The organism is Luminiphilus sp. nBUS_07, assembly GCF_051201685.1.
Taxonomy (GTDB): Bacteria; Pseudomonadota; Gammaproteobacteria; order Pseudomonadales; family Halieaceae; genus Luminiphilus.
Genome location: NZ_CP179213.1, coordinates 2,778,844 through 2,801,052, shown reverse-complemented (window position 1 = coordinate 2,801,052; position 22,209 = coordinate 2,778,844). Strand labels below are relative to the sequence as shown.

Sequence of the window (22,209 nt, the reverse complement as noted above, 5' to 3'; positions counted from 1 at the left end):
ATCGAGGTAAAGGTATGGAAAGCACCGTCGGGACAAGCAAGGCATTTTCTGAAGAGTCCGCGTATTTCGATGTCATCGTAGTGGGCGCTGGTTTGTCAGGTATTGGCGCTGGAGTGCGTTTGCAGCGTGATTGCCCGGATTCATCTTTTGCGATTATTGAGCGCAGAGAGGCTATTGGTGGGACCTGGGATATATTCCGATACCCTGGCATTCGCTCCGACAGCGACATGCACACTTTGGGTTATGACTTTAAACCGTGGTCAGCGGAAAAGGCGATTGCCGATGGGACCTCCATCCGCGAGTACGTGAATGCCACTGCAGATGAATACGGTGTTCGAGAGCATATTCGGTTTCAGCATCAACTTAAGTCAGCGAACTGGCATAGCGAGCTTGGCCAGTGGGTTTTGTCCGTCGAGTCAGCAGGCGCCATGGTGGAGTACCGTTGTAATGTGTTGCTGATGTGTGCGGGGTACTACAGCTATGACTCGGGGTATCAGCCTGAGTTTCCTGGCAAAGAAAGTTTTGACGGTACTTGGGTGCATCCGCAGTTTTGGCCTCAAGATCTCGACTACAGTAATAAAAAAGTCGTGGTGATTGGCTCGGGGGCGACGGCTATGACGCTAGTGCCCAACATGGCGTCAACCGCTGAGCATGTGACCATGCTGCAGCGCTCACCCACCTACGTCATTTCGCGCCCCTCTATTGATGCTGGGGCGAACTGGCTACGCAGGCACCTGCCCGAAAAACTGGCCTACGCCTTGACCCGTTGGCGCAACACGGTGTGGCAGCAGTTTTTTTACGGCCTATCCCGAGTGGCCCCAAGTATTTTGCGGCGTAGCTTACTCAAGAAGGTGAAATCAGAGGTTGGCGATATTCTGGATGTCGAAAAACACTTTACACCCGACTATAACCCTTGGGACCAGCGGCTGTGTTTGGTTCCTGACGATGATCTATTTGAAGTGCTTAAAGCGGGAAAAGCCGATGTCGTTACCGACCACATTGCGCAGATTGATGCCAAGGGTATCTTGCTTAAGTCAGGCCAGCATCTAGAGGCCGATATCATCGTCTCTGCGACAGGTCTGAATCTATTGGTTCTGGGAGGTGCTGAATTCTCGGTAGATGGCGAACCGGTGGACTTCTCTAAGGAGTGGACCTACAAAGGCATGATGTGTTCCAACGTGCCGAACATGATTCAGACCTTTGGTTACATCAACGCCTCTTGGACGCTGCGGGCCGATCTGATAGCGCACTGGACAACTCGCGTGGTGAATCACTTGAAGGCGACGGGCAACTCCCAGTTCACTCCTCGCATTTCATCCGCACTGGCACAATCCATGCCTAAGCGCTTATGGATTGATGATTTTTCAGCGGGCTATATGCAGCGGGTCATGCACCTGTTTCCAAAGCAAGGTGACCAGAGTCCGTGGGTAAATCCACAGAACTTTCGCAAGGACCGACAAATGTTCCGCGATGAGCCACTTGAAGATGGTGCGCTAAGCTTTGAATCAGCGACCGGCGTGGATGCCAACGACGCGGTTGAAATCAAGAAGGCTAGCTGACCGTCGCATGAATAATTGGACATTGCAGGAGCAGACGATTTCTTGTCCCTACTGTGGAGAGGGCATTTCTGTTTTGCTTAACCCCGAGGATGTTGGGGTAGATTATATTGAGGATTGCCAGGTGTGCTGCAGGCCCATAGAGTTTCTGGTGACAGAAAACGAGCAGGGGGCGCTCGATGCGAGAGTTCAATCTGAGCTCGACTGTTGATCGCGAGGCAGCTCAGCGGCTTTTAGGCACTGATGGGGTGGGGGCGATGAGGAGGCTGCAGTTGGCACTGAAAAGCTTGAACCAGTGGCTGTTTTTCATCGCGGGTCTGCTGGGCTTTGCGGCAGTAGCGGCCGATGACACCCTCGCTGGGATGGAATCCATCACGACAGAAGTTCTGATCAAATCAGATACATCTTGGAATGGCCACCCACTCCCTTCTTACAGTTTGGGCGATCCTGAAATATCGGTGGTTCGCGTGACCATACCTGCTGGGGCTGCATTGCCTATGCACATACACCCCTATGCCACTGCTGGTGTTTTGTTACAGGGGCGCTTGGAGGTGAGGACACCTCAGGGGAAAACGTTAGAGGTCAATCCAGGGGATGGTGTTATCGAACTTGTAAACCAGCCCCATGGTGGCGTCAGTATAGGCACTGAAGATGCCGTGATTTTGGTGGTTTACGCCGGTATTAAGGGTCGGCCGGTCACTGAGTTAGTGCTGGATTAATATTGCTGCTTCTGCGCTTCTTTCGTTGCGCAGCTGCAAATTAATCAACGAACCTGGCTAGTAGTGCAGATAGCGCCATGAGAATAAACAGCAGTGTGATGCTTAAGGCATTGGGTCGATGAAAAAGCCACTGATCCCGGCCAAGCAGCTTTTGCGCGACGGTTTTATTTAACACAGGCTTCGGCCGTTCGGTTTGTAAGAGTAGTTGCCGGCTATTCCAGTCTTCAATCCATGGAATAACGCTCTCGGCAGGTTGCGCCCTACCCACAAACCAGCCCTGTACCTCGTCAACTTTGGCTCTGGCTACCGCCTCCCAGTCAGCACGGGTTTCCACGCCCTCGGCAACAACGTTTAAGCCCAGCCCGTGCCCAATGCGGACACTATTGCCCAGTAGAACAGCAGTCTCTTCTTTACCCGATGCGCCTGATACGAAGGATCGGTCAATTTTAAGTTCTGTGCAGGGCATGCGACTTAGCTGCAGAAGTGATGAGTAACCCGTGCCGAAGTCATCAAGAGAGACCCCTAAGCCTAGCTGTCTTAAGTGGGTGAGATTTTCCACTACCTTGCTGGCCGACCCCACCACTCGAGATTCTGTAATTTCAATAATTATCGAACTGGGTGCTAATTTATGATGCTCAAGCAGGTCTTGCAGCCAGGGTACAAAGTTATCGGAATCCAATACTTCAACGGTAGCATTCACGGATACCTTGAGATTGAGGTTACTGCGCTTCCAGCTGCTCAGCTCAATAATACTGTCAGAGATAAGCTTCCTCGTCAGCGGGATAATGACTTCAGATTCCTCTGCTGAGGGTATAAATACCCGTGGCGGTAACATCGAGCCATCGGGTTCAACCCATCGCGCTAACGCTTCAAAGCCGGTTACGGCACCGTCAGCGATCCGCACTTTAGGTTGAAACCATGCTTGTATCTTTCCAGCATCAAGTGCCGAACTGACTTCCTCGGCAGACATGGGAGCACTGTCAACGCTGTTCTCATGGGATGCGGTAGTCAATCGCTCTACGACGGCTTCTAAGCGCTCCGGTGGGCAGGGTAGCGGCAGCACTGAAACTAGGTTCACGTTGAGGCGCCTAGCCTGTTGGTCTAATAACTGCGCATTTACTTCGCTATTAGCATCAAACATGACAAGGCTAGTATTGGGCTGATGGTTATGAATCAGCTCTAGCACGTCGCTGCTTAATTTACTGGGATTGCCAAGAATGATGACATCGTATCGTTTGGCGACTAAATACTGATGAAACTCAGATTCGCCACAGGGTTGATAGTGGCCAGATAATGTTCGCCCCACCATCCTGCTTAGGCGGGTGCTTTGTGCCTGTGATTCGGCGATTACCAATACATCAATGTTATCCATAAGCACCATGGGCTTAAGATAGACCGCTAGTGATATATTTTGATACTACGAGCACGCTGCCACACTCCCAAAACACCAACTTTTCATTGGTAGCCGGTTACCGCTCGACACAGTTGCACTGTTGCGACAACAGGTAGCCAATGGCTTGACCTAACCCTTCTTAGCCAGCCTATAGTACCTGCTTTTATCTGAAAAGAACTGCTGCCATTCAGCCGTATCAGCGGCTGGTGATATGAACTGCTGATGCGGCTATGGCAGTGATTTTAAGTTGCCGCTCGCCAGCGCAACCCCATGATTATTGGTTGGTTTCAAGTGCGAAGACGTCGGTAACGATCTTCAGATGATGATTCTTTGGTGCTGATATAAACGTGGTATCAGCGAAAGTCGCGCGATTTAACCTGCAGCTCAGTCAAGGCATCGCTATGGTCGAATAAAGCGCCGGCAATCACATGCATCACGCCATCACGACATTCGAGGGTTCCTTTCACAAGTAGTAGCTGTGCGGTCATCAGGGCCTGTCTAAACTGATCTTGTACTTTTGGCCAAACAACCACGTTGTGGTTGCCTGTCTCATCTTCCAGGGTCAGAAACACCACGCCAGAAGCTGTTCCGGGGCGTTGGCGACAAGTAACAATACCGGCAATGCGAACGAAGCGATTGTTCCCCAGTGCTGAAAGCTCGCTGTACTTTCGGCATTGATTAAATGGAGCGTGTCCACGTAGCAACGCAAGTGGGTGGTCACGTAGTGTGACTCCGGTGCTTTGGTAGTCCGCCATCACGTTTTCAGCAACAGAGGGCATTGGTAACTCAATGTGATCACTTAAGCCTTCGGGTCTGTTCTCATAGGGCGTATCGCGTAGCAGGGGGCTGGGCGTTTGCAGTGCCATGACTTGCCACTGGGATTGGTGGCGATGCCCACTTAGACTCTTTAAGGCGTCAGCGCTGGCTAATACCTCCATGTCACCTTTGTCGAGCTGTGCTCTACGCCTAAGGTCACTCATGCTTTTAAATGGCATCTGTCGCTGGGCATCGGCAACCCGTTGTCCCGCGCGTTTATTGAGTCCTTTTATTAGCCGTAAACCCAAGCGTATTGGTGGTTGCCCCTGATCGGTCTGACTGAGCAGTTGATGGTTCCAGTCGCTGTGATTGACGTCTGCAGGTAAGACGATGACACCATGGCGCTGGGCATCTTGTACAAGTTGTGAGGGTGTATAGAACCCCATGGGCTGGCTATTGAGTAGGCCCACGTAAAAAGCCGCTGGATAATGACACTTTAACCAGGCAGAAACGTAGGCCAATAGGGCAAAACTGGCTGAATGGGATTCCGGAAAACCATAGCCGCCAAAGCCCTTAATTTGATCGAACAAGCGATTGGAGTACTCGGCACTGTAGCCTCGCTCACGCATACCATCCTTGAGTTTTTTTTCAAAAGTTAAGAGTTTGCTGTTGCGACCCCAGTTGGTGATTGCTCGGCGCAGTGCGTCTGCCTCCCCTCCGGTAAACCCCGCAGCAACCATGGCGAGGCGAATCACTTGCTCTTGAAAAATAGGGACCCCTAATGTCGGCTCGAGTACCGACTTAATATCTTCATTGGGGTAGGTAACCACTTCGAGCCCATGCTTTCTACGTAGGTAGGGGTGCACCATATCGCCTTGTATCGGGCCTGGCCGGACAATAGCAATCTCAATGACAAGGTCATAAAAACAAGCGGGCTTAAGCCGTGGCAGCATCGACATCTGTGCTCGAGACTCAATCTGAAATACACCCAGGGAGTCGGCGGACTGAAGCATTTTATAAGTTGCCTGGTCTTCACGGGGAATATCCTGAATACGCTTAATTTGAGGGTTTTCCCGGTTTACTAGCGCCAAAGTTTTACGGATAGCCGATAACATACCTAAAGCTAGTACATCGACTTTTAGTAATCCTAGGGCTTCAATATCTTCTTTGTCCCATTGAATAACCGTTCGTTCATCCATACTAGCGTTTTCTACCGGAACCAGATTGGAGATGGGACCGCGGCTAATAACAAAGCCGCCAACGTGCTGGGAGAGATGGCGTGGAAAGCCGAGTATCTCCTGTACCAGATCAAGGAAAAGCTGAGCCTGTTTGCCGGGCATCCCCATGCCTTGCTGCTCGAAGCGCTGCCTAAGCTCGCCCTCTCGGTTCCACCACGCCAGTGACTTAGCAAGATCTTCCACTAAAATGGCGTCGAGACCTAGGGCTTTACCGACATCTCGAACCGCACTTCTGGACCGATAAGTGATAACGGTAGCAGCTAAAGCGGCGCGTCTCCGCGTGTATTTTCGGTAGATATATTGAATGATTTCTTCACGACGTTCGTGTTCAAAATCCACGTCAATATCTGGAGGCTCATCGCGTTCTCGTGATATGAAACGCTCGAATAGCAAGTTAACTTGCTCGGGATTGACTTCGGTAATGTGTAAGCAATAGCAAACAACAGAATTGGCAGCAGAGCCTCGACCTTGGCACAGGATATGCCTTTCCCTAGCAAATCGAACAAGGTCGTACACAGTTAGAAAGTAGTATTCGAAGTCGAGTTCAGAAATGAGTACTAATTCGTGTTGTATGCGATTCTGAATGCTATTGGGTACACCGTTAGGCCAGCGTTGCGCCGCACCTAGAGCGACCTGCTCTCGTAAATAGGTATTGGCATCTTGGCCGGTTGGAATAACTTCTTCTGGGTACTCATAGCGAAGTTCATCAAGGCTGAATTGGCACTGTTGACTGATGCGTAAAGTTTCGCCAATCAGTGATGGTGGGTAGAGCGGGAGTAATTTATCAAGAGTGCGCAGGTGCTGTTGGCTGTTAGCAAGTCTCCGCAGCCCCAGCTTACTAACCGTTGTGTTGTGGTGTAGGGCGGTTAGTACATCATGCAGTCGTTTTCGTGATGCGCTGTGCATCCGGACATCACCGCAGGCGACCAAGGGTAGGTTTAACTTTTGTGCTAAGTCCCAACGCTGGCGAAAGCGTCGTATTTCATCATTGCCTAGTAGGCGACTACTGCCAATCCAGATTCGTCCGGGACATAATCGTGCCAGTTGTTGCCCGGACCCCATTTCATGCTCAGAGTCGCCGGGTAGCCAGATAATAAGGCAGCGTTTCAAGTGAAAGATAATGTCACGCAGTCGGGTGGTGTACTCGCCTTTGGGGCTGCGGCGTCTAGAGCGACTGATTAGGCCTGACAGCTCGGCATAGGCCTCTCGGCTGGGCGCCAGTGCAATAAGGCGAATACCTTCAACCAAATTAAATTCACTACCAATAATAAGTTTTATAGCGCAGCGTTTTGCAGCGACATGTGCCTTTACAACACCGGCAAGGGAGCATTCGTCGGTAATGGCCAATGCGGAGTAGCCGCAGGCGGCGGCACGTTCCACTAATTCTTCGGGGTGGGAGGCTCCGAGTAGGAAGCTGTAGTTACTAAGACAGTGAAGTTCGGCGTAAGGCATACAATCATTATACTGTATATTTATACAGTATAATGGTGTGGTGCTGGAATTTAATGGCTTATTACACAGGCGTGTAACGGTTTGATAGCGGTAACGTTCTTTGACGTCGGAGGGCTGTTTTATGTCATCAGGAACCTCATCAAAGAATATTGATTGAGCAATATGGGTGGGCACACCTTCCTTCACAAATGGTGAAGCGGTTACAGTGGACACCGATGGCTGTGGTGAGGTTCTTCATGGCCCTGAAAACAACTATTTCATAAGGTTAGTGCCATGACGTTGAGCCGAATTATATTTAAATATCTGAGTTTTAGTTTGCTCATTTTGGTGGCGTTATCTGGGTGTACCGGTATGCCTGAGGGTGTCGAGCCGGTGACCGATTTTGATAAGTCACGCTATCTGGGCACGTGGCATGAAATTGCCCGTCTCGATCACAGTTTTGAGCGAGGTCTGGTTGATGTGACGGCGGAGTACTCGTTACGTGACGATGGTGCTGTCCGCGTTATCAACAGTGGCACTGACTCAGAAACGGGTGAGTATAAAGTTGCCGAGGGTCACGCTAAGTTTGTTGGCGATGAGGGCACGGCGCATCTTAAAGTTTCATTTTTTGGGCCGTTCTACGGTAGTTACATTGTCTTTGAGTTAGACCCTAATTATCGATACGCCTTTGTGGCGGGTTACAACACGGATTACTTGTGGCTACTAGCTCGAGACACCGATATCAGCGATGACACTCGCCAGTCATTTACCGATCGCGCTCAGGCCCTGGGGTTTGCCGTGGATGACTTGGTCTGGTTGCACTAAAGGCATGCTCTACAACTTGAGCTTGATTTTTATCGATTGAAAGACGTCTGATAGGCGGGGCAAAGACAGCAGCAAACGCTAAAATTTGTTGGGTTGATGACTGAGGCTTTGAGGCGCCTCGCTATGGTATGAGCTCTTTAAACCGTTCAGTCCTACTCACGGTGTTGGTTGTCGCAGCTAATTAGCGCGAACAGACTTTGAAGTTACTGTGCATGGCGCTTGAAGTGCCTATGGCAGTATTCCCTGTACATACCATTGTTTGCTATAGCGATCTTCGAAAATCCAAATGGGTTGTCCTGCTTGAGTTTGGGCAATGTAGTAGTCTCGGCTGGCGGGTTTTTGCCACCAATTATCTTCAAGGCGCTCAGGTCCTAGCAAGATTGTTAGTACACCGTTCCAGTGCAATACATTGTCTTTAATCCGTATTGGGTGGGGCTCATCAAATAGCCAAAAAGGTCGTTGTGCCTGCCCCTGCAAGGTCGGCTGTAGCGGTGCGGTATCTTGACTTAAATACTGACTGTGTTCGGGTAAATGTGCCTCGCGTAGGGCGATCTGATTGATGGCTTGTAGTCCTAGCCGTGATCTGAGGCGATCGACCAGATTATGCAGGGGTTCACGATGATGGGTTTCACCAAATAAATCGGCAACAGTGGCATGTTGGGTTTGGAAGTGGTGAACATTAAGGGCCAATCCCTCGATACTAGCACCCAGTGAGCTCTGTTCTAGGCTCAGGCGTGATAGCTCAAACCAGAGCTCGGGATCAGCATGAGCTTCACTACTGCGAACTTCGAAGCGTTCGGTGCTGCCATGCATGCGCAACATCTGCCACTCGATATGGGTTGCCCGATGTTGAGTCGCACGGCAAAAGCGCGCCAAAGCTTGCAGTAATTGCTGCATAGCGGGGTGCAGTTCGATCTGGTTGCGAATTTCAAAGCCGAACCATAAGGAATCATAAAACTGATGGGGCGGATGAAAATCCTGAGTAACGGTGTCAGAAGTCGCCGTGACATCTCCCAGCCATTTTTGAAATGCCTGGCCGCAGCGGCGTCCCAGTGCGCTTGTAGGCATTTCGAGTATCTCTCCCAGTGTTTGAATCCCCGCTTTTTCGAGGCTGGTAATGGCACTCAAGAATTGACCTGCTTGAACTTTTCGCAGTAGATATAGAGGAATTTTATCAAGCCGTTTTCGTAGACTCTGATCCGATGGATATAAAAAACGTTCCTCCCAATGACTGAGTAGCCAAGCGGCAGAACGGTTAGGCGCTAAGCCTGATTTGACCGTAAAACCCCGTTTCTCGAGGTCATTTTGAATGTTGTCAAATAGCTTTTTCAGACCGCCGTACAGCTTTAAACATCGACCGACCTCAAGTTGAATTCCCTCATCCTGCCAGCGTTCCAGCGTGGGCGTAATGCTGTAAGCCCAGCACTCTAGGCGTTCTAAGGCGCGCAACTCTTGGCTTGGATCCCGTTCAAGGAGTTGTAGATGAGATGTATCGACGAGGGCACGAACGGTGGCAGTACTTTGTCCTAGTTTAAGGCCTGTTAATTGCGCTTCGTCGTTGACAGCGATTACGCGCTGTCGCTCTATGACAACGGCTGGGTAGTCCTGCTGTAGTGGTTGACACTCAAGGGGAAGCTGGGGGAAACGAAGGTAGAGCCAGAGGGACATACCCCAATAATACTGTATATATATACAGTATTGAATAGCCTTTTGAACGACGCCAAAGAATTTTCTCTATCGAAGCCTTAATTGCCCTAGCAGCCTTAATGGCTGTTATGAGTTGTGTATATGGTAATCCGAGGTGTTACGCATATTGCTATTGGCTCGCATAGGTCTTGAGCGAAACCGAGCTTGTGTGGAGCAACCTTGAGTGTAGATGGTGTATTTTGTTGTGTTGTTGTAAGTCTAAAATAGCGCCGCTCGCAGTTTGTAATAATTGGAAGAGAAGAAAAATTTTCCGCTTGTTTGAGGAGCAGCCCATGGTGCCGGTTTCTATGAGGTAAATGCGCCTTTAGACTAGGGCTAGATTTAAAGGCCGCCGCCTTCCATTAAGTACTGGATAGCTCCTTTAATGGCAAAGCCTAGCAGGCCCATGGCAAGTGCAATAAATAAAATAAAGGTGCCGTAACGCCCGGCATTGTTGCGGCGCGCCAGGTCCCAAACAATAAAAACCATCAGTGCCATGAGTGCCGTTACACCGAGGGTAACGCCCCACTCACTGAGCCAAGTATCCAGTGCCATTAGGCTTGCTGAATATCGCTGGTCATGGACACAGTCGCACTTAGAGAGTTGGTGATTAAACAGCCGTCTTCAGCCTTTTCGAGAAGACGTTGTACGCGTTCTGCGCTGATATCGCCTTGTGGCGTTACGGTGACATGCAACTGAATCTCCGTAAATTGTGGCTTGCGGTCAATGCGATCAAGCGTGCCAGTCGCCTGACATTGAATTTGATCCCACTGTAGTTTGGATGCTTGAGCAATGGCACGAAACGTCAAAACAAAGCAGTCTGCTACGGCAGCCATTAATAGTGATTCAGGACTCCATTGATTGCCCGGGCCGCCAAATTCGGCAGGGGCATTAGTGGTGAGATCAGGCAGACCCGAGGCGGTTACCGTAATGTGACTATCGGCTTTGTCACCACTGGCGATGGCCGTGTAATGGTGCGGAAGAGGTTCCATGAAGTCGGCTCCGTAGGGGCTATCGGCTAGGCAAGTACGTGAGTGTAGCTTGCCTGTTCATGCGACGTCATGTGACGGTTTTTAATGGCTTCGTTTTAGGCAACGGGCGTCAGTATTTGCCCCGTATGAGTACGACGCATTTTGCCTGCAGAAATCTCCCAGGGTTGTGGGGTGTTAATGATGTCTTCTTCATCAGGAAGTCTGATATTACCTGTTGGCCTGCCGCCACGTTGCTTAAGAATATCGACGGTGTGATAGCGATCGACGGTTAGGCGCAAGCTAAACGGCGTATGTTGTTCTATAGCTTGATTGGCCCTAAAAAGAACGACAAGTGTGTCGTTTTCAGTGGCGGCTAACTGTAGCTTTCGTAATTCAGCATAACGGTAATCACTGGCTCCCAGCCAGCTGAAAACGATACTGCAAGTGGTGCTACGGATGGCTTGTTCTGTGGCCCATAATAACTCTTCACGATCTTTAGGATGCACCATCAGTATTTGCTCGGTGGCAATCCCACGGGCGGCGAGTAGCGGTGCATAAGGGGCATGGGGTGGGGCAATAAAAGCCTGCCAACGGCGTTGTTCGCTGAGGGCTGCCATGGTGGGTAGGAACAAGCCCATGGAGTCAGTGCTGTTATCCTTACCTAGAACTTCAACGCCGCCGCGTAGTGGCCAACCTGCCATGGCAATTTGATCGTCTAGGGCTGTAAATCCCGTAGGCAGTGCGTCTACGCCGTGTAAGTCACTATTGGCAGATGTACGCATCGCGAATACATTTCCGCCAGTACTCATGCCGCGCCAGGTATCAGAGCGACTTATGATGTGTTCAAGTGGATCAGACATGTTGTGTTCCTCTGCGGCTAGGGACTTACAGCTAGATGCGTTGATGACTGTATGTACTGCTGTATAAGATACTGTATAAATGAACAGTATTCCTGTGGAGCGACAAAATCAAGGGGAGGTTATTTGGAGCGTCGTGAAAAGCGACAGGTACGGCGGTCAGCTTTAAGTGAGGTGGCATTTCGGCGTTATTTCCCTGCCAGCTGGTTTTCCAGTCTTGGGTCTTGGATGTTGCGCTTTTTATTGGGCTGGAGCGCCTGGGACCTAACGTTATCGGCAACCTGGGTCGGCATAACCGCCGCTTTAATGCTTGCCCCTGCGCTCTTGCTGTCACCTTGGTTCGGCATTTTGTCAGACCGAATCAATCCGCGTTCTGGTTTAGTGGCTTCAATGTTCATACACGGCTTTATTGCTTTGGCCGGGGTAGTGGCGTTGTGGGCAGGTGTCTTTGGGGTTCCCGTTCTGCTGTCTTTGGCATTGGCTATGGGGGTTGTTACATCGGGCCATAGCCCGATGCGACTTGCACTGATACCGCTTTTAGTTGAACGAGCGGCCTTGCCGAGTGCTGTAGGTCTATCTGCCACCACCTTCAATATTGCTCGTATCCTAGGCCCTGCCCTTGGGGCGGCCCTGATTGCCGGTTCTGGTCCCGAGCTGGCTTTTATGCTCGCGAGCATAATGTTTGCAATTGCGGCGGCTATCCTGCTCAAGCTCCACGGTGTAGGTGTTCGTGAGCCACGACCTAGAGAGCCCTACGTACAACAATTTAAAGCGGGTATTCGTTATGTGCGCGAGGAGCCGGCTATTCAATTGATCTTTGCTTTCACTATTCTCAATGGTGTGTTGGGTAGGACTGTCGTGGAGCTTCTGCCGGCCTTTGCAGGTGGCTTTTTAGGCGGGGGCGCTAGAGAACTGGCTATGTTGACAGCGAGCGCGGGCCTAGGATCTATTGTGGGTGGTTTGGTTATGACCCGCCAACAGGCTGACACAGCCCGTTTGCTCAACCTAGTGGCAATGGCTATTGCTGCCGCTGCCCTGTTAATACTGGGTTTATTCTTGGGTTCTAATTTATACCGGCTGGGGGCATTAATTTTTGCGCTGAGTTTGGTCACGACTATTGCAGGTACCGGTTGCCAAACGATTATTCAGCTGCGCTTGGTCGAGAGTTATCGCGGTCGGGTATTGAGCCTGTGGACGCTATTTGCAATGGGGGCGCCCGCGATTGGTTCGGCGTGTTTGGGGGTGCTCACCGATAGCTTTGGTTACACCGTCGTCTTTACCATAACCGCTGGTGCTGGCTGGCTAGTGCTGTGGTTACTTTACGCTCGTCGCTCAAGTCTTTTGTAATCATGGCCTATTATCGAGTGCTGGCAGGTTTTATAGCTTTGCCGTTAGGGCCCTGGGCCAAGAGCACAACAAGCTGATCTAATATGTCCCAAGGGTTCCCTTTTTCAAAACCCTTCACCGTCGCATCGGCTTGAAAGGCCAGTTTTTGGAGTCGGCCAATCCCGTCGGCGTTTTGTCGTTCCGCTGCTCCTTGGACGAGGCCCATGCGACTGCGCCAGACACCCCGTTGATTCATGGCTCGGGATAAAGGCTGACCTTTAGCGCAGTCGTCATGCAGGCCGGCGAGTAGTGCAACATCTCGATTGAGAGGCCACAGCACGGCAGGGGGCTGTGTGGACTCAGCCTCTAAGCCCCGCAGTGTTCTAATTGCGGCGGCGGCGTCACCGCCTAACGCGGTATCTGCTAGACCAAAGGTACTGTAGCGAGCGTTGGCCAGGACACTGTTCAAGACCGTGTCTACAGTGACATGTTGTTCTGTGGCTAATAATTTGAGTTTGTCGACTTCCTGCACCGCGGCGAGCAAATTGCCTTCTAAACGTTCCGCAAGAAGCTGTACTGCATCGCGGTCTGCACGTAGGCCGACGCTTTTCAGTCGTTGCTGGAGGAAGCCGGGGAGCTCACGGCGCCCTACGGGCCAAATTTGCACCGCCAAACCGTCCTGGTCGATCCGTGTAAACCATTTGGCACGTTGCGATTGCTTGTCCACCTTACCCGCAATGACTAGCAGAACATCCTCCGTATCGAGGGCGAGGTACTCCTGAAGAGCTTTGCTACCTTCGGTTCCGGGCTTCCCTGAGGGCAGTCTAATTTCAATAAGCTTGCGGTCAGCAAAAAGCGACAAAGCCCCTGCGCTCTGCAATAGCTGTTGCCAATCACCCGTGCCCGAAATTTCGATAATCTCGCGTTCGGTGCAGCCGGCAGCTCTGGCAGCGGCTCGTACGGTATCGGCGCACTCTTCGACGATTAGTGTCTCGTCACCGAACACGAGGTAGCACTGCTTTAGGTCTCGGCTGAGGCTCTGTGACAGTTGCTCAGGTTTAATCGGCATTTATTTGTTTGTTAAGGCTATGCGTGACACGTCGAATAATCTGAGCTGCGAGATCTTGACGCATTTCTTCACGAAGAAGTTCAAGCTCCTCGGTCTTACCCACGACGTTTAGGGGGTCGTCAAGAAACTGGCGCACTACACGTGCATCGGTATCTGCTATGAGGGCAGCAGCACCTTGGCTCAAGGCTAGGCCTGCCATCATAGTGAGCTCAATTTCAGCAGCTGTGGCCTGAGCGTTTAGGGTCAGATTGCGCTGTTGGAAGCGCTCTTCGCCCAGTCGTAGCACTAGTCCTTCCTCTGTTTGATCCACCAAAGTGGCGCCTTGCAGACGCAATTGCTCGCGCAGGGCCATGGTCAATTCACCACGAGGCTGTCCGCTGATTAATACGACGTCGGTGCCAACTAACGATGGCGAGCTGAATGCCCCCTGAGTTCCTTTTAGCTGAAACCCACAGCCCACAAGAAACAAAATACAGAGAGCGCAAACGCTAGGTAAACTAAATTTTGTTTTTTTCATGGTTAGTAAACTCATGACCATTAATTCGCGACGATATTGACAAGTTTTCCGGGCACAACGATGACCTTTCGCACCGTTTTGTCTGCGATAAAGCGCATGACATTCTCTTCTGCCAAAGCTGTTGCCTCCAAGGTCTCTTTGTCCGCATCTACCGCAACGCTGAGTTTGGCTCGCACTTTGCCATTAACCTGCACCACAATTTCGAGCTCATCCCTGCTCAGCGCAGCGGCGTCAACCAAGGGCCATCGCGCCGAAATAATATCCGCGTCATTTAATTCGCGCCATAAATGTTCGGTGACATGAGGCACAATTGGGCAGAGGAGCAAAAGAGCCGCCTGCAAGGCTTCGCGCTCAACTGCTAAACCATTTTCAGTACTGGTATCTAACTTACTGACTTCGTTACACAGCTCCATAACCGCAGCGATAGCGGTGTTAAAGGTTTGCCTGCGACCGTAATCGTCGTCCACTTTGCCAATTGTCTCGTGGGTTTTTCGACGGAGGTCTTTTTGAGCTTTGTCGAGTTCGCTGACCTTAATGTCGGGTACGGGTCCCCGGTTACTGTGCTCGGAGACCATTCGCCAGAGGCGTCGAAGAAAACGGTTGGCTCCTTCAACACCGGAGTCTGACCATTCAAGGCTTTGTTCTGGGGGAGCAGCGAACATACTGAAAAGTCGAACGGTATCAGCGCCGTAACGATCTATCAGTTCTTGTGGATCAACCGTATTGCCTCGGGATTTTGACATCTTCGTGCCATCTTTAAGAACCATCCCCTGAGTCAGCAAACGTCGAAACGGCTCATCAGAAGTCACTAAGCCCTCATCGCGCATTAGTTTGTGAAAAAATCTGGCGTACAAGAGGTGCAGGATGGCGTGTTCAATGCCGCCTACGTATTGATCGACTTCTAGCCAATAATTGGCTTCATCATCAAGCATGGCGCTGCTGTTGCCGGCAGAGGCGTAACGCGCGTAGTACCAAGATGACTCCATAAAAGTGTCAAACGTATCCGTTTCCCTTTCTGCGGCCTGCCCGCAGCGCGGACACTCTGTTTTGGTAAAGCTCTCTAGGCTAGTCAGCGGTGAGCCCACGCCTTTGAGCGCCACGTCAGTAGGAAGCAAGACGGGAAGGTCGTCAGCGGGCACGGGTACCGAGCCACAGGTTTGGCAATTGATGACCGGGATGGGCGTACCCCAGTAACGCTGGCGGGATACGCCCCAGTCGCGCAGCCGGAAATTAACGGTGCTTTCCCCTAAATTGCGCTCGGTGAGTTGCGCAACAATCGCTTCAAAGGCCGCTGTAAAATTGAGCCCATCAAACTCTCCGGAGTTAATCAGGTCACCTTTTTCGGTATAAGCGGCCCGGGTGAGGTCTGCGGGTTGCTCTTGGGTACCCTCAATAACTTGAACTATCGGTAGGCCATATTTGGTGGCAAATTCCCAGTCACGCTGGTCGTGTCCCGGCACAGACATGACGGCGCCGGACCCATAGCCCATCAATACAAAATTGGCGACCCATAGGGGTAGGGGGGCCCCGGTCAACGGGTGGGACACCGTGAGCCCCGTGTCCATTCCTTGTTTTTCAAGGGTGGCCATGTCGGCCTCGGCCACTTTTATGTGACCAAGCTTTTCAATAAACGCAGCCAGCTTTGGGTTGCCGGTTGCGGCTTCAATGGCAAGGGGATGTTGTGGCGCGACCGCAAGGTAGGTGACGCCCATCAGGGTATCGGGCCGCGTCGTGTAAACCTCGACTGCGTCGCTGTCGCCATAGGGAAACCTGACGTTGGCCCCTACCGAGCGCCCGATCCAATTGCGTTGCATAGCCACGACTTGTTCAGGCCACTGTTTTAAAGAATCCAAGTCATCTAACAGTTCTTGAGCATAGGCAGTGATCCGAATGAACCACTGATTGATGGCTTTCCGTTCTACCGGGTTGTCGCAGCGCCAACACTTGCCATCGACGACTTGTTCATTGGCTAAAACCGTTTGGTCAGTCTCACACCAATTGACGTCGGCTTCTTTTTTGTAGGCCAAACCACGCTCGAGGAGCCGGGTAAAAAACCATTGTTCCCAGCGGTAGTAATCAGGTTGGCAGGTTGTAACTTCTCGGCTCCAATCGTATGCAAACCCAAGCCTTGAGAGCTGACTGCGCATTTCCGCAATGTTGTCTAGGGTCCAAGCTGCGGGGGGGACTTGGTTGGCAATGGCTGCATTTTCAGCGGGGAGGCCAAAGGCGTCCCAACCCATAGGTTGGAGAACGTTTTTCCCCTGCATACGCTGATACCGTGCAATGACGTCGGCTATCGTGTAGTTGCGCACATGCCCCATATGCAATTTACCACTGGGGTAGGGAAACATAGCCAGGCAGTAAAATTTCTCAAGCGTACTGTCTGGAGTGGCTTTATAAGTCTCTTCGGTCGCCCAGCGTTTCTGGGCAGCAAGCTCGATTTGCTGGGGACTGTATTCCTGATTCATAGGGGCTCTATCTGCTTGCCCCATCGTTTGATTGGGGACATTGGTTCTCAAAGGTTCAAGTGTACCAGTCTGAGAGAGGGCTTGGGGTGGTCAACGTGGTCTGCGATAGCCCGCAGCAGCGATGAATAAGCCACAAAAAACCAAAGTGGGTGCACTTCCCAGCCACATGATGGGAGTTAAGCCTGTTTTCGGCTGTACCACTCCGGTAATGACGTGTTCTTCAAATTGTGGCGCGGTAACGACGGGCTCGCCCCTGTGATCTATTATCGCTGACACACCATTATTAGTGCCTCTTAAAAGCGGCCTGCCAGTCTCGAGCGCCCTAAAACGCGCCATTTGCAGATGTTGTAAAGGCCCCATGGAGTGACCGAACCAACTGTCGTTGCTGACGGTAATCAGAATTTCTGAGGTGCGTGCACCCTGCCAGACGAAGTCGGGATAGACCACTTCATAACAGATAAAGGATGCCACACGTAAAGCTCCGGCCGACAAGATTGGCGGAACATCGGGCCCAGAAATGAAATTGGACATGGGTAAATCAAAAAATTGAATTAAGCCCCGTAAGCTATCCTCAAAAGGCACGTACTCTCCAAAAGGCACCAGCTTTTGTTTGCGGTACTCACCGTTTCCCTGACCTAAAGCAATAATACTGTTATAGCTGCCTTTTTCGTCACGGGTGGGAATGCCGGTAATCAATGTGGTTTCTGTTTGCTCGGCTGCGGCAGAAACCTGATTCAGGTAGTCGTTGATGCGGTCGCGGTAGCCGGGCAGTGCAGATTCAGGCCACAGTATGAGGTCAACCGTTTCGAAATGGGGTAAAGAGCGGTTTATGTATTGCTGTTGGATTGCGCGAAAATAGCGACGGTTCCATTTTTTTTCTAGAGAAATATTGGGCTGATAAATGGCGGTAGTCACAGGGGCGGCACTGTCCTGAGTCCACTGAATGGCACTTAGGGGCAAGCCCATTAGAATTACAAGGGCCCAAATTGAAGTTGCTGCCCATTTGCTGCGGCGCCCGCTGTGCCGAGTGAACGCCCAAGAGCCAACGGCGGCTGAGAGTCCCACAATAATAAAGCTCAGCCCATAAACACCAATCACCGGCGCCCAACCGGCCGCCGGGGTGTCGAGAGCAATGTACCCCGCATAGAGCCAGGGAAAACCAGTCAGAAGCCAGCTGCGCACCCATTCGAACAAGACCCAGATTGCCGCAAAAAGTGCGGGCTCGGGGTTTTCACAATCGCCAATGCAGTAGCGGTATAGCGCCATTTGAAGCCCAGTGAGTAGGGCGAGTCCCAAGCAAAAGGCCGCGGTGAGGGCCCCGGCTAATGGCGGTGGCGCTTGACCATAAACATTGATGCTGACATAGACCCAGGAGACGCCACCACCAAAGAGGCCGGCGCCGTAGAGCCAGCCGGTGACAAAGGCAGAGTGATTTGATGGGCGATGGACGAGATACAACAAGGCAGCAATGCTGAACAATGTGGCCGGCCAAGCTGACAGAGGTGCCAGGCCCGGTATGAAGAGGGCGCCTGCGATGATCGGCAGCATACTGCTAGCTAGAGCTTTAACTCTAGACGTCACGTTAATCAGTCAGCAGCGTCATGGGGCGGTGTTACTCGGAGGCTAAGCAAGCGACGCTGATCTGCGTTGACGACCTTGAACTCGAAGCGCTCGAGGTGGGTCGTCTCGCTGCGGGTAGGCATGTGTCCAAAGGCGTTAACTACGAGGCCACCAATCGTATCGAATTCTTCGTTGCTAAAGGTCACGCCGAAGTGCTCATTGAAGTCCTCAATCGGCGTTTGGGCCTTCACGAAAAACTCAGTCGGACTTATTTTTCGGATATCCCGGCCTTCATCGACGTCTGTCTCGTCTTCAATTTCACCGACGATTTCTTCCAGCACGTCTTCAATGGTCACTAGGCCAGCAACTCCTCCGTACTCGTCGATTACGATGGCCATGTGGTTTCGATTTTGCCGGAATTCGCGGAGTAGAACATTCAGGCGTTTGCTTTCGGGGACCACTACTGCAGGTCGCAACAGGCTGCGCAGATCAAATTCTGGCTCGCGCTCCAAAACCAACGGTAGTAGATCTTTAGCCAATAAAATGCCGGTTACGTTATCGAGGTTGTCATCGATAACGGGAAAGCGCGAGTGGGCGGCATGGATGATTTGGGGCAGAGCTTCATCGAGATCAGCATCGATTTTAATGACGGTCATCTGCGCACGGGGGATCATGATGTCCCGCACCTGCATGTCACTGACTGACAGGGCGCCTTCCATAATGGTTTTCGCGTCGTCATCAATCAGCTCGTTGTCAACGGCAAGCTCGAGCAAGCCCTCTAGATCAGCGCGATTTTGGGGGGTCCCAGAAAGAAACTGTGTTAACCGTTCAACCCAGCTGCGCTCATCACTTTCGGGAGTGTGTAGGTCGTTCACGGAAGTTCAGCTCGCGGGTCTTCAGCGCCGAAAAGATACGGGTTAGGGTAGCCGAATTGCTGCAAAATTTGGGTTTCTAGAGCTTCCATATCTTGAGCCGTATCGTCTGAATCGTGATCATAGCCCAATAAATGAAGGACCCCATGTACGGTCAGATGGGCCCAGTGACAGATGGGAGTTTTGCCCTGTTCCTGGGCCTCCTGCCATACCAGGGGGCTGCAAATAACGATATCTCCCAGCAGTTCGCAACCGACATCGGTCGGGATTTCAGCGGGAAAAGAAAGCACGTTTGTGGGACCGGAGCGATGTCGAAAGCGCTGATTCAGCTGGCTCATTTCGTCGGTGTTACTGATGCGGATACTCAGCTCTGGTCGGGCAGTTGAAGTTGTCTCTAGCGCACGGCAGGTTGCATTAACCCACCGTTCAAAGCTCTCGTCTTCGGGAGCCTCGATGTCGTCGTCGCGCTCGATGTGGAGTACGGGGGTCATGGTTCCCTACGCTCTAGCTTGGGGCTCCTAGCCTCAAATTCGTCATAGGCTGAAACCACTCTTTGTACGAGGGGATGGCGCACGACGTCTTTATTGGCAAACCAAGTAAATGTGATGCCCTCGACACCTTCTAAAACTTGCGTGGCGTGGGTGAGTCCAGATTGTTGGCCCTTTGGTAGGTCAATTTGTGTGGCATCACCGGTGATGACGGCGGTTGAGCCAAACCCAATGCGGGTTAAGAACATCTTCATTTGTTCTCGGGTTGTATTTTGTGCCTCATCTAAAATGATGAAGGCATTGTTGAGGGTTCGCCCGCGCATAAAGGCTAGAGGCGCCACTTCAATGATATTGCGCTCTATATATTTAGTGACGGTCTCAAATCCCAGCATTTCATAGAGTGCGTCGTAAAGCGGACGGAGATAAGGGTCCACCTTTTGGCTGAGGTCGCCAGGAAGAAAACCCAACCTCTCGCCGGCTTCTACCGCGGGCCGCACCAGTAAAATACGGCGCACTTGCTCGTCTAGAAGTGCCTGGACGGCGCAAGCGACACCCAAATACGTTTTCCCTGTGCCGGCAGGACCAATACCAAAGTTTATGTCGTGCCGCTGAAGTGCCCGGACGTAAGATTGCTGATTTTTACCCCTAGGCTTAATGGATGTCCGCTTGGTCCGAATGACGGTGATGGGTTCAACATCGCTGCTGGGGTTTTGCTGACGGTGGTGTGCTAGATGCTCGAGATCGGCTTGCTGCAGGTGCAAATGAACGCTTTCTGGGCTAATGCCGATGCCCTGACATGCCTCACTGTATAAGGTTTCTAGCAGTGCAACCGTTATCGAAACAGCGTCGGCGTTTCCCGAGACGGTGAAGTGATTGCTGCGATTGCGTATCACTACACTCAGTCGCTCTTCCAGTTGGCGCAAATGCGCATCCAACTGTCCGCACAGCGCGGCCAGGTGACGCGCATCATTAGGTTCGAGGGTAATGCTGAGTTGTGAGGCCGACTCCGTGGTGTCGCCGGGATCGGGGGCTGCGCTAATGGTGTCCAACGCCTGTTTGTTCGCTCTTTTCGCAACTGGGAGAGAGAAGATACAGACCTTATCGTGGGAGTCAACTGCCTTTAATCGGTCAGACAAGCTGCGGGAGTAACTGACCTCTCAGTGAGTTGGGCAAAGCTTCGACAATCTTTACGTCGGCGAATTGACCAATAAGCCCACTGTCATCGCAGCTGAAGTTGACCACTCGGTTATTCTCCGTGCGCCCAGCGAGTTGTCCGGGATCCTTTTTAGACACTCCGGTCACCAAAATACGCTGCTCACTTCCCACCATGGCGACCCCAATAGCGGCGGCTTGCTGGGCGATTCTTCCTTGCAGGATTTTCAAGCGCTGTTTTTTTGTCTCCATGGTGGTTTCGTCTGAAAGATCGGCTGCAGGTGTTCCGGGGCGGGCGCTGTAAATAAAACTAAACGAGCTATCGAACCCCACCTCTTCAATGAGCTTCATTGTCGCAGCAAAGTCCTTCTCATCTTCACCAGGAAAACCGATGATGAAGTCCGAGGACAAAGAAATGTTGGGACGAATCCGGCGCAGGGCTCTTATTTTCGCTTTGTACTCCAACGCCGTGTGGCCTCGCTTCATGGCCATTAACGTGCGATCCGAGCCGCTTTGTACCGGCAGGTGTAAGTGGTCCACCAGTGCTGGAATATCCGCGTAGCACTGAATCAGGGCGTCAGAAAACTCTACAGGGTGTGAGGTCGTGTAGCGAATGCGTTCTATGCCTGGCACTAAATTCACCAGGTGGAGGAGCTCTGCGAAATCGACATTGTCGCCCAAGTGGTTAGGCCCTCTGTAGGCATTCACATTTTGCCCAAGCAGATTGACCTCTCTCACACCGCCATTGGCGAGTGAGGCAATCTCGGCAATGACATCGTCGACCGGGCGGGAAACCTCCTCGCCACGGGTGTAGGGCACTACGCAAAACGTACAATATTTGCTGCAGCCCTCCATAATGGAAACAAAGGCGCTGGGGCCGTCTACTCGGGGCTCTGGAAGCCGGTCAAATTTTTCTATCTCGGGGAAGCTGACGTCAACAACAACGGGGGTGCCGTCCCTTGAAGCATCAATCATCTCGGGAAGACGGTGTAGGGTTTGTGGTCCAAAAATCAAATCGACAAAGGGTGCGCGTTTACTGATCTCAGCACCCTCCTGACTTGCAACACAGCCACCGACACCAATGATTAAGTCGGGCTTGGCCTCCTTCAGAGGCCGCCAACGCCCCAATTGATGAAAAACCTTTTCCTGAGCCTTTTCGCGGATTGAGCAGGTGTTTAGCAACAGAACGTCGGCTTCCTCCACCTGATCGGTCATTGTTAGCCCGTGGCTTTCTCCCAACAGGTCGGCCATACGAGCAGAATCGTATTCATTCATCTGGCAGCCGTGGGTTTGTACGAACAGTTTTTTCTGAGGTGGCGTTGTCA

General features: G+C 51.7%; 19 protein-coding genes. 5 read left to right on the top strand and 14 right to left on the bottom strand.

Annotation, left to right across the window (positions count from 1 at the left end):
- The first annotated feature begins 14 nt into the window (after positions 1-14).
- From ACMAZB_RS12465 to ACMAZB_RS12455, 3 genes are read left to right on the top strand one after another with little or no spacing between them, the layout of a single operon-like run.
- Entirely contained in the window at positions 15-1,559 is a 1,545-nt protein-coding gene (locus ACMAZB_RS12465) for a flavin-containing monooxygenase (protein ID WP_435217610.1), read from the top strand.
- The gene (locus ACMAZB_RS12460; RefSeq protein ID WP_435220086.1) at positions 1,522-1,767 is read left to right on the top strand and encodes a CPXCG motif-containing cysteine-rich protein; all 246 of its coding nucleotides are present in this window, start codon (positions 1,522-1,524) and stop codon (positions 1,765-1,767) included. The genes ACMAZB_RS12465 and ACMAZB_RS12460 overlap by 38 nt, the downstream gene beginning before the upstream one ends.
- Positions 1,736-2,275, top strand: coding sequence for a cupin domain-containing protein (locus ACMAZB_RS12455; RefSeq protein ID WP_435217608.1), 540 nt, complete (start codon positions 1,736-1,738; stop codon positions 2,273-2,275). Before ACMAZB_RS12460 ends, ACMAZB_RS12455 begins: the two co-directional genes overlap by 32 nt.
- Positions 2,276-2,315: 40 nt before the next feature.
- Here the strand turns inward: ACMAZB_RS12455 and ACMAZB_RS12450 are convergent, their stop codons facing one another.
- Together ACMAZB_RS12450 and ACMAZB_RS12445 are read right to left on the bottom strand one after the other, a co-directional pair.
- Positions 2,316-3,647, bottom strand: coding sequence for an EAL domain-containing protein (locus ACMAZB_RS12450; RefSeq protein ID WP_435217606.1), 1,332 nt, complete (start codon positions 3,645-3,647; stop codon positions 2,316-2,318).
- A gap of 374 nt (positions 3,648-4,021) precedes the next feature.
- Positions 4,022-7,114: an error-prone DNA polymerase gene (locus ACMAZB_RS12445; protein ID WP_435217604.1), complete on the bottom strand. Its 3,093-nt coding sequence runs from the start codon at positions 7,112-7,114 to the stop codon at positions 4,022-4,024.
- A gap of 273 nt (positions 7,115-7,387) precedes the next feature.
- On the opposite strand from ACMAZB_RS12445, the gene ACMAZB_RS12440 reads away from it, so the two are divergent.
- Positions 7,388-7,918 (top strand): lipocalin family protein, encoded by a 531-nt coding sequence (locus tag ACMAZB_RS12440; RefSeq protein ID WP_435217602.1) that lies wholly within the window; start codon positions 7,388-7,390, stop codon positions 7,916-7,918.
- A 228-nt stretch (positions 7,919-8,146) separates the two neighbouring features.
- Here ACMAZB_RS12440 and ACMAZB_RS12435 read toward each other — a convergent pair whose 3' ends face one another.
- The 4 genes from ACMAZB_RS12435 to imuA form a co-directional block, all read right to left on the bottom strand.
- Positions 8,147-9,586: a Y-family DNA polymerase gene (locus ACMAZB_RS12435; protein WP_435217600.1), complete on the bottom strand. Its 1,440-nt coding sequence runs from the start codon at positions 9,584-9,586 to the stop codon at positions 8,147-8,149.
- Positions 9,587-9,946: 360 nt separating this feature from the next.
- Positions 9,947-10,159, bottom strand: coding sequence for a DUF2788 domain-containing protein (locus tag ACMAZB_RS12430; protein WP_435212286.1), 213 nt, complete (start codon positions 10,157-10,159; stop codon positions 9,947-9,949).
- The gene (locus tag ACMAZB_RS12425; RefSeq protein WP_435212284.1) at positions 10,159-10,596 is read right to left on the bottom strand and encodes an OsmC family protein; all 438 of its coding nucleotides are present in this window, start codon (positions 10,594-10,596) and stop codon (positions 10,159-10,161) included. Before ACMAZB_RS12425 ends, ACMAZB_RS12430 begins: the two co-directional genes overlap by 1 nt.
- A 95-nt stretch (positions 10,597-10,691) precedes the next feature.
- On the bottom strand, positions 10,692-11,435 hold the full coding sequence (gene imuA / locus ACMAZB_RS12420; protein ID WP_435217598.1) for a translesion DNA synthesis-associated protein ImuA: 744 nt from the start codon (positions 11,433-11,435) through the stop codon (positions 10,692-10,694).
- A gap of 123 nt (positions 11,436-11,558) precedes the next feature.
- Between imuA and ACMAZB_RS12415 the strand changes: the two genes are divergently transcribed.
- Positions 11,559-12,779 (top strand): MFS transporter, encoded by a 1,221-nt coding sequence (locus tag ACMAZB_RS12415; RefSeq protein ID WP_435217596.1) that lies wholly within the window; start codon positions 11,559-11,561, stop codon positions 12,777-12,779.
- 10 nt (positions 12,780-12,789) lie between these two features.
- Here the strand turns inward: ACMAZB_RS12415 and holA are convergent, their stop codons facing one another.
- The 8 genes from holA to miaB form a co-directional block, all read right to left on the bottom strand.
- Positions 12,790-13,827, bottom strand: a complete 1,038-nt coding sequence (gene holA, locus ACMAZB_RS12410) for a DNA polymerase III subunit delta (RefSeq protein WP_435217594.1) — start codon at positions 13,825-13,827, stop codon at positions 12,790-12,792.
- Complete coding sequence (gene lptE / locus ACMAZB_RS12405; RefSeq protein ID WP_435217592.1) at positions 13,817-14,344, bottom strand: LPS assembly lipoprotein LptE; 528 nt, start codon at positions 14,342-14,344, stop codon at positions 13,817-13,819. The genes holA and lptE overlap by 11 nt, the downstream gene beginning before the upstream one ends.
- Positions 14,345-14,364: 20 nt before the next feature.
- On the bottom strand, positions 14,365-16,812 hold the full coding sequence (gene leuS, locus ACMAZB_RS12400; RefSeq protein ID WP_435217590.1) for a leucine--tRNA ligase: 2,448 nt from the start codon (positions 16,810-16,812) through the stop codon (positions 14,365-14,367).
- 90 nt (positions 16,813-16,902) lie between these two features.
- Positions 16,903-18,360: an apolipoprotein N-acyltransferase gene (lnt, locus tag ACMAZB_RS12395; protein ID WP_435217588.1), complete on the bottom strand. Its 1,458-nt coding sequence runs from the start codon at positions 18,358-18,360 to the stop codon at positions 16,903-16,905.
- A gap of 38 nt (positions 18,361-18,398) precedes the next feature.
- A complete protein-coding gene (locus ACMAZB_RS12390) occupies positions 18,399-19,247 on the bottom strand; it encodes an HlyC/CorC family transporter (protein ID WP_435217586.1) in 849 nt (282 codons plus the stop codon).
- Complete coding sequence (gene ybeY, locus ACMAZB_RS12385; protein ID WP_435217584.1) at positions 19,244-19,735, bottom strand: rRNA maturation RNase YbeY; 492 nt, start codon at positions 19,733-19,735, stop codon at positions 19,244-19,246. Before ybeY ends, ACMAZB_RS12390 begins: the two co-directional genes overlap by 4 nt.
- Entirely contained in the window at positions 19,732-20,781 is a 1,050-nt protein-coding gene (locus ACMAZB_RS12380) for a PhoH family protein (RefSeq protein WP_435212269.1), read from the bottom strand. The genes ybeY and ACMAZB_RS12380 overlap by 4 nt, the downstream gene beginning before the upstream one ends.
- Positions 20,782-20,860: 79 nt before the next feature.
- Positions 20,861-22,159 carry a tRNA (N6-isopentenyl adenosine(37)-C2)-methylthiotransferase MiaB gene (miaB, locus tag ACMAZB_RS12375; protein ID WP_435217582.1) on the bottom strand — a complete coding sequence of 433 codons (1,299 nt, stop codon included), beginning with the start codon at positions 22,157-22,159 and terminating at the stop codon, positions 20,861-20,863.
- Positions 22,160-22,209: the final 50 nt, after the last annotated feature.